This is a genomic window from Nocardiopsis oceani (assembly GCF_054777395.1).
This window is the reverse complement of the sequence record NZ_BAAHAR010000001.1, coordinates 94,466-107,978: the sequence shown is the minus strand read 5'-3', so window position 1 is coordinate 107,978 and position 13,513 is coordinate 94,466. Positions and strand designations below refer to the sequence as shown.

Here is a 13,513-nt window from a genome sequence, read left to right as displayed (position 1 = left end):
CGGATATGGACAGAGCCATATCCCGGATAACGGTCATGAGCCTCGAGGACACGGATGAAGGACCCCATCGGTACCCGGGACATCGGCCCCCGGGTCGGGACACCGCTCTGGCTCTACATGGGAGCCGCGACGGTGGCCGGAGCGGCCCTGCTCGGGGTCTCCAGCCTCGAACTCGGCCCCGACCAGCTGCTCAGGCTGGCGACGGAACCCCTGATCTGGGTTCTGCTGTGCATGGTGATCCTCGGTGAGCTGAGACCCATCGCCCTGCCCGGCCAAGCACCGGGCAGCGGCGCACCCACCTCACTGCCCTTCACCTTCGCGCTCGTCATCTTCTACGGGCTGCCCGTGGCCGCCCTCATCCAGTGCGTCGCCACCGTCGTCGCCGGGGTCGCCCGCCGCCACGCGACCCACCGCACCGCCTTCAACGCCGCCCAGTACGTCCTCTCCCTGGGCGTCGCCGACGCCATCCTGCGCCTGTCCCTCCCCGGGATCGTCAGCACCCCCTGGGTCCCCGCCGGGGGAGAGCTCGTCGCCGTGGCCCTCGCTGGAACGGGGTCGTTCCTGGTCAACCGGGTCCTGGTGCTGTGCGCCGTGGCCATGCACGAACGCGTTCCCCTCAAGCAGGTCATGTTCAAGGGCCTGGGCCAGCAGGTCTACGTCACCGGGGTCCTGCTCAGCCTGGCCCCGCTGATCGTCCTCGCGATGACCCACTCCGCGCTGTACGTCCCGCTGTTCGCCTTCCCCCTCGGCGCCCTCTACGCCAGCGCCCGGCTGTCGGTCAACCGCGAACACCAGGCCAACCACGACGAACTCACCGGGCTGGCCAACCGCAAGTTCCTCACCGTCCGGGCCCGCCAAGAGATCGACCAGGCCCGGCAGCGCGGCGCCCGGGTGGGCCTCCTCCTGCTCGACCTGGACCGGTTCAAGGAGGTCAACGACACCCTCGGCCACCCGACCGGCGACCGGCTCCTGGAGACCCTCGCCCGCCGCCTCACCCACAGCGTGCGCCCGGGCGACCTGGTGGCCCGGCTCGGCGGCGACGAGTTCGCGATCCTGCTTCCCCAGGTGCGCGACACCGACTCCGCCCGCGAGGTGGCCCTGCGGCTCAAGGGCGCCCTGTCCGAACCCGTCCGGATGGACGGCATGGACTTCGACCTCCAGGTCAGCACCGGCATCGCCCTGTACCCGGACGACGCACCCGACTTCGAACTCCTCCTGCAGCGCGCCGACGTCGCCATGTACGTCGCCAAGGCCGACCGGACCGGCGTGGAGAGCTACGACCCCGGCAAGGACCGCAACTCCACCGCCCGCCTCAGCATGTACAGCGAGCTGCGCCGCGGCCTCGCCGAGGGCGCCCTGGAGATGCACTACCAGCCCAAGGTCGACCTCGCCGGGAACCGGACCGTCGGGCTGGAGGCGCTCGCCCGCTGGCGCCACCCGATCCGCGGCCTGCTCACCCCGGACGAGTTCATGCCGGTGATCGAGCACTCCAACCTGTTCCGCGCCTTCACCGGGCAGGTCCTGGACATCTCCCTCGCGCGGGCGTCCCAGTGGCGCTCCGAGGGCCTCACCCTGCCGGTGGCGGTCAACCTCGGCCTGCGCGAACTCCTCGACCCCGACCTGCCCGACGCCGTCGCCGGCGCCCTGCGCGAGCACGGCGTCCCGGCCGACCAGCTGGTCCTGGAGATCAGCGAACGCACCCTCATCACCGACCCCGACGCCGCCACCGAGGCGGTGCAACGCCTGCGCGGACTGGGTGTCGGCCTGGCCCTCGACGACTTCGGCACCGGCCACTTCACCCTCGCCCAATTGGCCGGGCTGCCCCTGGACGAGGTCAAGATCCACGAGACCTTCACCGCCCGCCTGGTCGACGGCACCGACAACGGACACACCGTGGTGCGCGGGGCGATCGCCCTGGTCCGCGCCCTGGGTATGAAGGCCACCGCCGAGGGGGTGCAGAGCCGGGCCCTCGCCGAGGCGGCCCGCGAGACCGGCTGCCACACCGCCCAGGGCCACTTCTTCTCCCCGCCGATGCACGCCCGCGACGTCTCCGCCTGGGTGTCCGCCCACGACACCGGCACCCCGGTCTAGCTCCCCACCGCCCTCCCCGCGCTCTCTCGCCGCGCTCTCCCCAGGGATGATCTTGCCTCTGTCTCCACCCTCGCGCGCTGAGGGTGGAGACAGAAGCAAGATCACGGGATGAAGAGGGCGGCACCGGGACCGGCGTCGGGCCAATAGGATTGGGCTGTTCACCCGTCCGCCGAAGAAACGGTTCTCACCTGATGACCGCCATCACCCGCGATGAGGTCGCGCACCTCGCACGGTTGTCGCGGCTGGCGCTCGACGAGAGCGAGCTCGACACGCTCGCCGCCCAGCTCGGTGACATCCTCACCGCCATGGCCACGGTGCAGGAGGTCGCCCAGGGCGACATCCCGCCGAGCTCGCACGCCCTGCCGCTGACCAACGTTTACCGCCCCGACGAGGCCAGGGCCGGCCTGACACCCGAGCAGGCCCTGGCCGGTGCCCCCGCGGTGGAGGACCAGCGCTTCCGGGTCCCGCGGATCCTTGGGGAGGAAGAGTAGATGAGCGAGATCATCGGCCTCAGCGCCGCCGAACTCGGCGCGGCCATCAAGGCGGGTGAGGTCACCTCCGAGGAGGCCACCAACGCCTACCTCGACCGGATCGAGTCGGTCGACGGCACCATCGGCGCCTTCCTGCACGTGGGCCGCGAGGAAGCGCTCGCCCAGGCCCGCGACGCGGACGCCAAGCGGGCCTCCGGGGCGGAGCAGGGACCGCTCGCGGGAGTGCCGATCGCGCACAAGGACGTGTTCACCACCAAGGACATGCCCACCACCGCCGCCTCCAAGATCCTCGAGGGCTGGCAGCCGCCCTACGACGCCACCGTCACCGCACGCCTGCGCGAGGCCGGTCTGGTCATCCTGGGCAAGACCAACATGGACGAGTTCGCCATGGGCTCGTCCACGGAGAACTCCGCCTACCAGGTGACCCGCAACCCGTGGGACACCGACCGCATCCCCGGCGGCTCCTCCGGCGGCTCCTCCGCCGCCGTGTCCGCCTTCGAGGCGCCGCTGGCCACCGGCACCGACACCGGCGGCTCCATCCGCCAGCCCGCGGCGCTGTGCGGCCTGGTCGGCACCAAGCCCACCTACGGCGGCTCCTCCCGCTACGGGATGATCGCCTTCGCCTCGTCCCTGGACACCGCGGGCCCGTTCGCGCGCAACGTGCAGGACGCCGCCCTGCTCCACGAGGCCTTCTCCGGCCACGACACCCGCGACTCCACCTCCATCGACGCCCCCGTCCCGCCGGTGGTCGAGGCCGCCCGGAGCGGCGACGTCGACGGCCTGCGCGTCGGGGTGATCGGCCAGCTCGACAGCGACGGCTTCCAGCCGGGCGTCTACCAGCGCTTCCACGAGGCCCTGGAGCTCCTGGAGTCCCTGGGCGCCAAGATCGTCGACGTCTCCTGCCCCAGCTTCGAGGCGGCCCTGTCGGCGTACTACCTCATCGCGCCCAGCGAGTGCTCCTCCAACCTGGCCCGCTTCGACGCCATGCGCTACGGCCTGCGGGTCGGCGACGACGGCACGCGCAGCGCCGAGGAGGTCATGGCGCTGACCCGTGCGGAGGGCTTCGGAGACGAGGTCAAGCGCCGGATCATGCTGGGCACCTACGCCCTGTCGAGCGGCTACTACGACGCCTATTACGGCAAGGCGCAGCAGGTGCGCACGCTGATCAAGCGCGACTTCGACGCCGCCTTCGAGAACGTGGACGTGATGGTCTCGCCGACCACCCCGACCACCGCGTTCCCCATCGGTGAGCGCTCCGACGACCCGATGGCCATGTACCAGGCCGACCTGTGCACCATCCCGTCCAACCTGGCCGGGAACGCCTCGCTGTCGGTTCCGTGCGGCCTGGCCCCCGAGGACGGCCTGCCGGTCGGCTTCCAGGTGATGGCCCCGGCCCTGTCCGACGACCGCACCTACCGGGTCGCGGCCGCCATCGAGCGGGCCCTGACCGAGCGGGACGGCGCGCTGATCTCCCGCAGCCCGTACGCGGTCGCCTGACCGGCGTACCGGGCAGAACGAGGCCCTCCGGTTCCCGGCCCGGGAACCGGAGGGCCTTCGTATGCGCCCAGAGGGCGTCGAGCGTGCGCTCAGAGGGCGTCGAGGAACAGCCCGATGTCGTCGTGCACGTTCTCGGGGAGGGTGAACCCCCACCGCTCGGCGGCCTCCCAGCACAGGTCGCGGCTCAGTGCCCAGCTGCTCCGTGCCGCCCGGCGCACCTCCTCCGGCTCGACCCGGCCGGTCGTGTCCGCGTAGCGCGCCACGTCCTCCTCGGACAGGTCCGCCTCCAAGGCGCGGCTGGGCGTGAGCCAGTGCGCCGTGGACCCGCGCAGCATCCGCAGCAGCTTGAGCTGGTGCGGAGCGACCATCGCGGCGAGGGCGGCGTGCGCGCGTGCGTACTCGCCCCGGGCCAGGACGTGGCCGACCATGAGCGTCCAGTTGGCGAGTTCCCCGGTGAGCTGTTCGGCGGCGGAAGCGGACTCCGGCGGAACGAAGTCGGCGAGCGGGCGCACGGCCTCGGTGAGGCGGCCGGTGCGGTCCAGCAGCACGGCGGCCTCGGGCTTGGGCAGGTGGACCGTGCCGTACCAGGACGGGATCTCCGGGATCGCCTCACTCGCGGGTTCGAAGTGGAACTCGCCGCGCATGAGGTCGTCGAAGACCACGGCGAGGATGCCGAACAGGTTGGTGTAGGCCAGGCCGACCGGGGCGAGGCGCGAGACGAACTCGCGGCCGTCGAAGTGGGCGGCGTGCTCGTCGGCGACGAACACGTAGGCGTCCAGGTCGGAGAAGCTGTCCGCCTCCCCCTGGGTCCAGGAGCCGTAGAGCAGAACCCCCTCCAACCGGGGGTCGGCTTCGGCGACCTCGCGCAGGCGTTCGATGCGCTGGTCCAGGGCGGTGGGGAGTAGGGGCATCGGGGCGGCTCCGGGTAGGTTTCGTGTGTCGTCGCAGGTCCGAGCGTTCGGGCCGGGTCCAGGGTGCCAGACCCGCGGCGGTCCCGCACCCGCTTTCCGAGGGGGCACCGGGGGCGGGGGCCGGACCTGAGAGTGCCGGGGCCGGACAGTGCGGAGGGCCCGTCCCCAAGAAGCGGAGCGGGCCCTCCGGGCTTTACGGTACTTCGGCTCGCGGGGTGCTACCCGGTGGCGTCGGTCCCCGCGGCCTCCGCCCTCCGGCGGCGGCTCAGGTAGACGGCGGAGCCACCGCCGATGATCGCGACCGCGGCGGCGGCGACCAGCGCGATCACCGCGTTTCCGGTGAGCGCCAGTCCGCGCTCGTCGGCCACGGCGGCCTCGTCGGCCACCGGTGACGGGCTCGGGTCCTCGGTGGGTGTCACCTCGGGCGGGGTGCCGCCCGCCTCGTCCCACGCCACCGTGAAGACCTCGGAGACCGGGATCTCGCTGTCCTGCGCGGTGATGAGCGTCTGGGTGGGTTCGTCGTCGTCCTCACCCTTGAACAGGCGGCCGGTCTCCACGTCGGCGTACGACTCCAGGAGAACCGTGGCCTCACCCGCGTCGGCGTCGTCCGGGACGGAGACGGCCACGGTGTCGCCGCTGGTGACCTCGTCGACGGCCGCGCCGCTTTCTGCGTCGACCAGCTCCACACCGTCCGGGCCGTTCAGCTCGACCGGGATGGATTCGGCGCTGGTCTCGACGGTGAACTCGCCGATGTCCTCTCCGGCCAGCCCGGACTCCTCCCCGGAGGACACGGTGAGCGCGGAGCCGGGCTCGTTGGGCAGGTCCTCGGCGCTGTCGACCAGGTGGTTGTACAGGTGGGTGACGTTGCCCGCGTTGACGTTGTCGTCGAGGTCCGGGCTCTGGTCGACCCGCTCGAGGTCGATGTCGTTGCTGTAGTGCCAGATCGCCGCCTGGGTGGCGGTGAGCGCCTCGGATTCGCTGAGGCGGGCCATTTCGGCGTCGGACTCGAGGGTCTCGACGTCGACCACGGGATAGGAGTTCTGCAGGATCCAGTGGACCTTGCCCGGTTCGGCGAAGTCGCCCTGGCCCGGGTAGCTCTCCCACAGGTCCTCGCGGTACCAGGCGTCCTCGATGAGCCCCGTCCGGACGTCGATGCAGTAGGTGGTGAGCGTCTGGTCGCTGTCTTCCAGGTGGACGTTGAACGTGGCCGTGGTGGAGAGGGGCTCGCCTTCCATGGTCACGGAGTGGCCGTGTTCGGCAACGCCGGTGTACTGGCCGCGGACGGACCCTTGGTAGGGCGCTGGGTCCGCGGAGGCGGCGGTGGCCGGTCCGAGCACGAGTAGAGCGGAGGTCGCTACGGCGAGGGTCATGCGCCCCGGGGGGTGGGGGAGGGACAAGTGCGTCACGGTCGCTTCCTGAGGTGTGCTACCCGGTGGCGGCGGGAAACTGGGGTGGACGGTGCGCCACTCATATGGGAATGCCCAATACGGGTGTCGTATCGTAACGCTGAGGTTTTCACGGCGGGGAGGCACAGTACAACGGAGGTTTTGTTTCTGGCCGATATCAGCCATCTGCCATGTCTTATGTAAACCCCGACGATTCATTGGCGTGCTCAGGTGTCCCGCACTATTGGCCTGCACTACCGGGAACGCGCACTGCCCGGAAAAGGACTTCGGACTCTTGCCCCGGAAACCCGAATGACAAAGGGCCCGTCCCGCGAAGGTTCGCGGGACGGGCCCCGGAGCAGATCGAACGCCCAGGCGCTAGGAAACTAGACGTCCTGGTCCAGGCCGGTGCCGCTCTTGCGCTTGCGGCTCAGGTAGAGGGCGCCGCCACCGGCACCCAGGGCGGCCACACCTGCGGCCACCAGGCCGACCAGCGCGCCACCCGTCACGGGCAGCGTGGGCTCGTCGTCCTTCGGCGGCGTGGGCTTGTCGTCGCCCGGCTCGCTCGGCTCGTCGGACGGGGTCGGCTTCGGGTCCGGCTCATCGGTCGGCGTGGGGTCCGGGTCCGGCGTGGGGTCGGGGTCCGGGGTCGGCTCCGGCTCTTCGGCCTTGACCCACTCCACGGAGGCGTCCGCGTCGGCGGTCACCTCGCCGTCCTCGGCGGTGATCAGGGTCTGGGTCGCCTTCTCCGTGTGCTCGCCCCTGAACAGGCGGCCCTGCTGGACCGTGGCGGTGGTCTCCAGGGAGAAGGAGGCTTCGCCGGCGTCAGCGTCCTCGGGGACCGCGAAACCGACCTTGTCGCCGTCGTTCACGTGGTCGACGGCCTCGCCGCTCTCCACGTCCACCAGCTCCACGCCGTCCGGAGCTTCGAGGGCGACCGGAACCTCGGCGGCGTTGGTCGAGACCTCGAACTCGCCCACGGTGCCACCGGCCTGGCCCGCGGCGCTGCCCGGGGTCACGCTCAGGGTCGGTGCGGGCTCCTGGGCCAGGTCCTCGGCCTCGTCGACCAGGTACTCGTAGATGCCCTTGACGTTGGGGTTGGGCCGGGTCGTGTCCAGGGTGGCGCCGTTGCTGTAATGCCAGATGGCGGCCTGGGTGGCGGCCAGCGCCTCCTGCTCCGTGACCCGGGCGGAGTTGACGCCGGAACCGGCCTTGTCACCGAGGTCGGCGGGGGACACCGAGGGGTAGCCCTCCTGGAGGATCCAGTGGACCTTGCCGGGCTCGGCGAAGTTCCCCTTGCCGTCGTACTCGTTCCAGTCGTCTTCCTTGTACCAGGCGCCGCCGCGGATGCCCGTCTCGATGTCGATGCAGTACGCGGTCAGCTCATTGCCGTCTTCGAGGCGCAGCGTGAAGAGGTTGGTGCCGATGGTGCCCGTGCTCATGGTCACGGACTCGCCGGCCTGGTTGAGGCTGCTGTCGTACTGGGCGCGCACGGAGCCGTCGTTGGTCTCCACGGGGTCGGCGGCGGCCGGGGCGGCCAGGCCGAAGGCCAGCAGTGCAGCCGCGGAGACCGCGATACCGGCGCGGACCGGGGTCCGGAGAACGGGGGAATGCTTCACGTCGTGTCCTGTCATGAGGTGCTGTGCCACAGACCCAGGGGGCGTGGCAGCGGGGAGGAGATGAGGAGGACGCGCCCGGGAGGGGCCGGAGCGGCTTCGGTACTCGAGTGAGTCCGGTGGCACAGCAGAAGTGATTGTGCCTGACCGATATTAGCGATGTGTGCTGCCGACTCCAAGTCGGATCGGCCGAAAACTCCTCAACGAGCGGATCTTGCACCTTCCAACCAGGAAGAAGGGCCCCTGGGCCCACGGCCCGCACAGGCGGCGAAACGGGGCAGAGGACACCCGCACCACCGCGCCCGACACCGAACACGGCGGAGGGCCCGCCCCCGCGATCTCTCACGGGGACGGGCCCTCAAGCGCTCCCCGCCGGGCGGGAAGCCGGACTCGGGGAAGAACCCCTTACTCGTCCGACTCGTCGTCGGCGGCCGCCTTGCGCTTGCGGCTCAGGTAGAGGGCGCCACCACCGGCACCCAGAGCGGCCACACCGGCCGCGACCAGACCGGCGAGCGCACCACCGGTCACCGGCAGGGTGGGCTCGTCCTCCTCGGGCGGCGCGGGCTTGTCGTCGCCCGGCTCGCTCGGCTTGTCGGACGGCTCGCTGGGCTCGTCAGAGGGCTCCTCCGGCTCGGAGGGCTCGTCGGTCGGGGGCGGCTCCTCGTCGTCCTTGCCCGGGGTCCAGGACGCGGAGGCCTCGGCCTTGGCCGTGGCCTCGCCGTCCTCAGCGGTGATCAGCGTCTGCGTGGGCTCGTGCGGCTTCTTGCCCTGGAAGAGGCGGCCGGTCTCGATCTCGGCCGTGGCCTCCAGCTTGAAGGAGGCCTCGCCCTCGTCGGCGTCGGCCGGAACGCCGAAGCCGACGGTGTCGCCGCTGTTCACCGACTCCACGGCCTCGCCGGTCTCGACGTCCACCAGCTCCACGCCTTCGGGCGCGTCCAAGGTGAATTCGATGTCGGAGGCGTTGGACTCGACCTGGAACTCGCCGACGATCTCACCGGCCTCGCCGACGGCCGGCTCGTCCGGGGTGACGCTCAGGGCGGCGTCGGGCTCCTGCGGGAGGTCCTCGGCGGCCCCGACCAGGTAGTCGTAGACGGCGACGACGTCCTCGCCGTTGGCCTCCGGGTCGAGGTCCATGTCGTTGCTGAAGTGCCAGATGGCGGCCTGCGTGCCCGACAGGGCGTCCTCGCTGGCCAGGCCCTCGACACCGGCCTCGTCGCCCACGGTCTCCGGGGCGACGTTCGGGTAGGAGTTCTGCAGGATCCAGTGGACCTTGCCGGGCTGGGCGAAGTCGCCCTCACCCGGGTAGTTGGCCCAGTCGTCCTCCTTGTACCAGGCGTTGTGCACGATGTTGGTACGGAAGTCGATGCAGTACGCGGTGAGGGCCGGCCCGTCGGAGCCCTTGATCTCCAGGTTGAACAGGCTTGCGGGCGCGGACGCCCCGGTCATATGGACCTGAGGGCCTTCCTCGGCGTTGCCGGTGTACTGGCCGACGGTGGAGCCCTCGTAGGTCTCCACCTCGTCGGCGGTGGCGGGGGCCGCGAGGCCGAGGGCGAGGAGCGCCGCGGCGGAGGTCGCGAGGCCCGCGCGTCCCGCGGTGCGGGGGAGGGAGAAGTTACTCAAGTTGTGTCCCGGTGTCTGCTAGGGGTAACCGGATGGGATCCGCCCAAGTCGAAGGAGATCCTTCAGCGGCGGATGCGGTCGCCACGGATCAGCACCCGATGAAGAGAGAAGTTAGGGGGTGCTGCTGCGATCGCCCGGTTCGGTGTGCACCGCGTTCGGGGCAAGGGGGGGCGCGGTGTCCGTCGGGAAGGGCAGGAACTTTTCGGTGGGGCTCAGCGGGAGCGGGCCGCGTGCGCCGTGGAAAAGCCGACCGCCCGCTAGATACTAGCGACCCGATTCGCCACTTCCAACCCGGTTCGCGAAAAATGTGATCCGTTACGGGCGGGGATAATTCCCGCCAGGACACAAGCGCATTCCGGGCAGGTGTTATGGAACGGTGTCCCGGTTACGGGTGTACTCCGCTGTTCTCAGTCGCGCCTTTTCCGGCCGAGAACCAGGATGAGCAGGCCCGATACCACCAGGGCCCCGGCGACGACCAACAGACCGGACAGCCAGGTTCCGGTATGTGCCAGCCCCTCCTCCGAGTTCCGGTCATCCGCTTCCGGACTCGTTGTCTCCTCCTCGACGGGTTCGGCCGGAGCCTCGTCGAGGAGCTCGGGGGCGGCTTCCTCCTCCGCCGGCTCGGCGGCGGCCTCCTCGGTCTCCTCCTCCTGGGCGTCGGCCCGCCACGTGACGGTCGTGGTCGTGGAACTGGTCGCCGAACCCGGCTCCGCGGTGATGAGCGGCTGGGTCCGCACACCGTCGCGACCGGTGAACAGGCGCCCCTCCGCCAACGGGACCTCGTGGCCGCGTACGTGCAGGGTGGCCACACCCGCCGGGACCGAGGGGTCCACGTCGAGATAGACCTCGTCGCCGTCGACGACCTGCGACACCTCCTGGCCCTCCGCGTTGACCAGCCACGACGCGGGAGCGCCGCGCAACGAGACCTCGGCCGGCCCGGCGCTCGCGCTGGACACCGTCAGCGGCCCCAGCGGTTCCGCGGGTGCCACCGCGTCCAGCTGGGCGGGCGACACCTCCACGGACGGCGCGGTCGAACCGGTCTCGGCGTCCTGGCTCCCCTCCACCAGGTACGCGTAGAGCGCGAGGACGTCCTCGTCGTTGGTCTCCGGGTCCAGGGACACCCCGTCCAGTACCTTCCACAGCGCCGCCTGGGTGGCCGCGATAGCGGTGTCCTCGTCCAGGTACGTCAGGTCGGAGGCCGCGCCCAGGTCCGGGAGGTTCAGGTTCGGGTAGGAGTTGGTCACGATCCAGTTCGCCCGGTCCGCCGGGTCCGTTACCCCATCGGTTTCGGACCAATCCGCACGGTCCGACCACGCTGACTCCACGTAGGCGGTGCTCGGGCGCACCTCCTCGCCGGTGTCCAGCGCGTAGGCGCGCACCGAGTCCCCGTCCGACACACGCAGGCTGAAGAGCGCGGTGTCGGCCTCTTCCCCGTTGCTGAGCACGACGGTGCTCCCCGCCACCGGCCCGCGGTCGACGCGTGAGAAGTCGTCGGCGGCGGCCGGAGCGGAGGCAAGTGTGCCGATCAGCGCGGAGGCGGAAAGCAGCGCAACGCACCGACTCAGGATGCCGGACATGCTCAGGCGCTCCCATGTGGAGGGCGGCGGGGCGTGCGGGACCCGCCGGTGAAGTGTTACTGGGCAATTCAGATTAACGGCACGACCCCCCGGTTGCCGGGAGATCACCTCTACAGCGGCCCAATCGTGCGGTGGCTGTGACATTCGTCGGTTGCGTCACAGGGACCGGGGTCGCCGCGCCTCCCATCCTCGGTAGGCTGACCTGGAAGGTATGTCCTCTACGGAAACGGGTTTGCGGCGATGGCCCACGCGGTAACTCCTAGCCCTGCCAAGAACGGCGGGGGGCCCACCCCGGTGGCCTACGAGCAGGCGCTGACCAGGTACGAGCCCGTGCTCGGTCTGGAGACCCACATCGAGCTGGGTACCGCCTCCAAGATGTTCTGCTCCTGCCCCACCGCGTTCGGCGCCGAGCCCAACACCCAGGTGTGCCCGGTCTGCCTCGCCTTTCCGGGGTCGCTCCCGGTGGTGAACGCCAAGGCGGTCGAAGGCGCGATCCGTCTCGGTCTGGCGCTCAACTGCTCTATCGCCCCATGGGGCCGGTTCGCCCGGAAGAACTACTTCTACCCGGACATGCCGAAGAACTACCAGATCTCCCAGTACGACGAGCCGATCTGCGTCGACGGCTACCTCGACGTCACCGTCGACACCCCCGAGGGCCCCCGCGACTACCGCGTGGAGATCGAGCGCGTCCACATGGAGGAGGACACCGGCAAGTCCTCCCACGTGGGCGGGTCCACTGGCCGGATCCACGGTGCCAGCCACTCCAACGTCGACTACAACCGCGCGGGTATCCCGCTGCTGGAGATCGTCACCAAGCCGATCGACGGCACCGACGACCTCGCGCCCCTGGTCGCCCGCGCCTACGCCGCCGAGCTGCGCGACCTGGTCCGCGCGCTGGGCATCTCCGACGTGCGCATGGAGGAGGGGTCCATGCGCTGCGACGTCAACGTCTCCATCAACGAGCGCGGCGCCGACGAGTGGGGCACCCGCAGCGAGACCAAGAACGTGAACTCCCTGCGCTCCGTCGAGCGCGCCGTGCGCTCGGAGATCGAGCGCCAGGCCGGGGTCCTCGACGCCGGTGAGCGCGTCGTCCAGGAGACCCGCCACTTCCAGGAGAACCTCGGCCGCAGCACCTCCGGCCGCTCCAAGGAAGAGGCCCAGGACTACCGCTACTTCCCGGACCCCGACCTCGTCCCGGTCGCCCCGCCCGCGGAGTGGATCGAGGAGCTGCGCGCCACCCTGCCCGAGCTGCCCGCCGCCCAGCGCGCCCGGGTCAAGACCGAGTGGGAACTCAGCGACACCGAGCTGCGCGATCTGGTCAACGCCGACGCCATCGCCCTGGTCGAGGCGACCGTCACCGAGGGCGCCCCCTCGGCCGAGGCCCGCAAGCTGTGGCTGAACGAGCTCTCCCGCCGCGCCACCGAGCAGGAGGTCGAGCTGGGCTCCCTGCCCGTCACCCCGGCCCAGGTCGCGCGGATCATCGCCCTGGTCGCCGAGGGCACGCTCACCAACAAGCTGGCCCGCCAGGTGGTGGAGGGCGTCCTCGCCGGCGAGGGCGAGCCCGACGCCGTCGTGGAGGCCCGGGGCCTGAAGGTCGTCAGCGACGACGGTGCCCTCGGCGCCGCCGTCGACGAGGCCATCGCCAGCAACCCCGACGCCGCCGACAAGGTGCGCGGCGGCAAGGTGGCGGCCGCAGGTGCCCTGGTCGGCGCCGTCATGAAGGCCACCCGCGGCCAGGCCGACGCCGGCCGGGCCCGGGAACTCATCCTCGAGAAGCTCTCCAGCTAACCGAACCTGCCGTGATCTTGCTACGGGTAGCAAGATGGGCGTCGAAACAGCTACGAGTAGCAAGCTCATCGGTGGTGGGGCAGCTGACGCGCTGCTTACACGGGCCTCCCTATTATTGGCGCGGCGCCGTAGGTACTGAGGGGGACCTGCGGCGCCGCCAGCCTTTTCGGAAGCACGGCCAGGCTGCTCGGGAAGCGCCGCGCTCCTCGGGAAGCACGGCCACGCTTCTTGGGAGGGGAGCGGGGCCGGTTCCGGGACGGGCCGGAACCCGGCAGAATCATCACCCAGGGTGACTTTTCCGTCGTCATCTCTCAGCCGGTCCTCAATCGCTGTGTGACCTTGGTTGCGTAGGGTGTCGACGCACAGGGGTGGGCGCGGCTCTTGCGTGGCCGCCCCGGCACCGCTCGTCCCAGTCCCGCGACAGTCCTGGGCGGTAGCCCGCGGTGCGGCACAGCGCCGTGTCCCTGAGTCGAGTGATCACGAGGTGGGTGCTCCATGTCCGAGCAGAGAGCGCGACGGCGGCCACGGGCCGCGCGG

At 70.7% G+C, this 13,513-nt stretch carries 9 protein-coding genes; 4 read left to right on the top strand and 5 right to left on the bottom strand.

Going from position 1 to position 13,513, the window contains the following annotated elements; genetic code table 11:
• Positions 1 to 54 precede the first annotated feature (54 nt).
• The 3 genes from ACYVDG_RS00460 (at position 55) to gatA (ending at position 4,079) form a co-directional block, all read left to right on the top strand.
• Positions 55 to 2,091 carry a putative bifunctional diguanylate cyclase/phosphodiesterase gene (locus ACYVDG_RS00460; RefSeq protein WP_460745554.1) on the top strand — a complete coding sequence of 679 codons (2,037 nt, stop codon included), beginning with the start codon at positions 55 to 57 and terminating at the stop codon, positions 2,089 to 2,091.
• A 191-nt stretch (positions 2,092 to 2,282) separates the two neighbouring features.
• Complete coding sequence (gene gatC / locus ACYVDG_RS00455; RefSeq protein WP_460745552.1) at positions 2,283 to 2,582, top strand: Asp-tRNA(Asn)/Glu-tRNA(Gln) amidotransferase subunit GatC; 300 nt, start codon at positions 2,283 to 2,285, stop codon at positions 2,580 to 2,582.
• On the top strand, positions 2,583 to 4,079 hold the full coding sequence (gene gatA / locus ACYVDG_RS00450) for an Asp-tRNA(Asn)/Glu-tRNA(Gln) amidotransferase subunit GatA (RefSeq protein WP_460745550.1): 1,497 nt from the start codon (positions 2,583 to 2,585) through the stop codon (positions 4,077 to 4,079).
• An 89-nt stretch (positions 4,080 to 4,168) separates the two neighbouring features.
• Here gatA and ACYVDG_RS00445 read toward each other — a convergent pair whose 3' ends face one another.
• The 5 genes from ACYVDG_RS00445 to ACYVDG_RS00425 form a co-directional block, all read right to left on the bottom strand.
• Complete coding sequence (locus ACYVDG_RS00445) at positions 4,169 to 4,990, bottom strand: aminoglycoside 6-adenylyltransferase (RefSeq protein WP_460745548.1); 822 nt, start codon at positions 4,988 to 4,990, stop codon at positions 4,169 to 4,171.
• Positions 4,991 to 5,208: 218 nt separating this feature from the next.
• A complete protein-coding gene (locus ACYVDG_RS00440; RefSeq protein ID WP_460745546.1) occupies positions 5,209 to 6,396 on the bottom strand; it encodes a thioester domain-containing protein in 1,188 nt (395 codons plus the stop codon).
• 365 nt (positions 6,397 to 6,761) lie between these two features.
• On the bottom strand, positions 6,762 to 7,994 hold the full coding sequence (locus tag ACYVDG_RS00435) for a thioester domain-containing protein (RefSeq protein ID WP_460745544.1): 1,233 nt from the start codon (positions 7,992 to 7,994) through the stop codon (positions 6,762 to 6,764).
• Between the two features lie 402 nt (positions 7,995 to 8,396).
• Positions 8,397 to 9,611, bottom strand: a complete 1,215-nt coding sequence (locus tag ACYVDG_RS00430) for a thioester domain-containing protein (RefSeq protein ID WP_460745542.1) — start codon at positions 9,609 to 9,611, stop codon at positions 8,397 to 8,399.
• Positions 9,612 to 10,018: 407 nt separating this feature from the next.
• Positions 10,019 to 11,188, bottom strand: coding sequence for a thioester domain-containing protein (locus ACYVDG_RS00425; RefSeq protein ID WP_460745540.1), 1,170 nt, complete (start codon positions 11,186 to 11,188; stop codon positions 10,019 to 10,021).
• Between the two features lie 294 nt (positions 11,189 to 11,482).
• Here ACYVDG_RS00425 and gatB point away from each other — a divergent pair, with 294 nt between their 5' ends.
• Positions 11,483 to 12,976, top strand: coding sequence for an Asp-tRNA(Asn)/Glu-tRNA(Gln) amidotransferase subunit GatB (gene gatB / locus ACYVDG_RS00420; protein WP_460745538.1), 1,494 nt, complete (start codon positions 11,483 to 11,485; stop codon positions 12,974 to 12,976).
• Positions 12,977 to 13,513 lie beyond the last annotated feature (537 nt).

What these genes read in the sequence shown, in the direction of transcription:
- ACYVDG_RS00425 (WP_460745540.1), bottom strand. Translation starts at nt 11,188, where the DNA reads ATGTCCGGCATCCTGAGTCGGTGCGTTGCGCTGCTTTCCGCCTCCGCG.
- ACYVDG_RS00460 (WP_460745554.1), top strand. Translation starts at nt 55, where the DNA reads ATGAAGGACCCCATCGGTACCCGGGACATCGGCCCCCGGGTCGGGACA.
- ACYVDG_RS00445 (WP_460745548.1), bottom strand. Translation starts at nt 4,990, where the DNA reads ATGCCCCTACTCCCCACCGCCCTGGACCAGCGCATCGAACGCCTGCGC.
- gatC (WP_460745552.1), top strand. Translation starts at nt 2,283, where the DNA reads ATGACCGCCATCACCCGCGATGAGGTCGCGCACCTCGCACGGTTGTCG.
- gatA (WP_460745550.1), top strand. Translation starts at nt 2,583, where the DNA reads ATGAGCGAGATCATCGGCCTCAGCGCCGCCGAACTCGGCGCGGCCATC.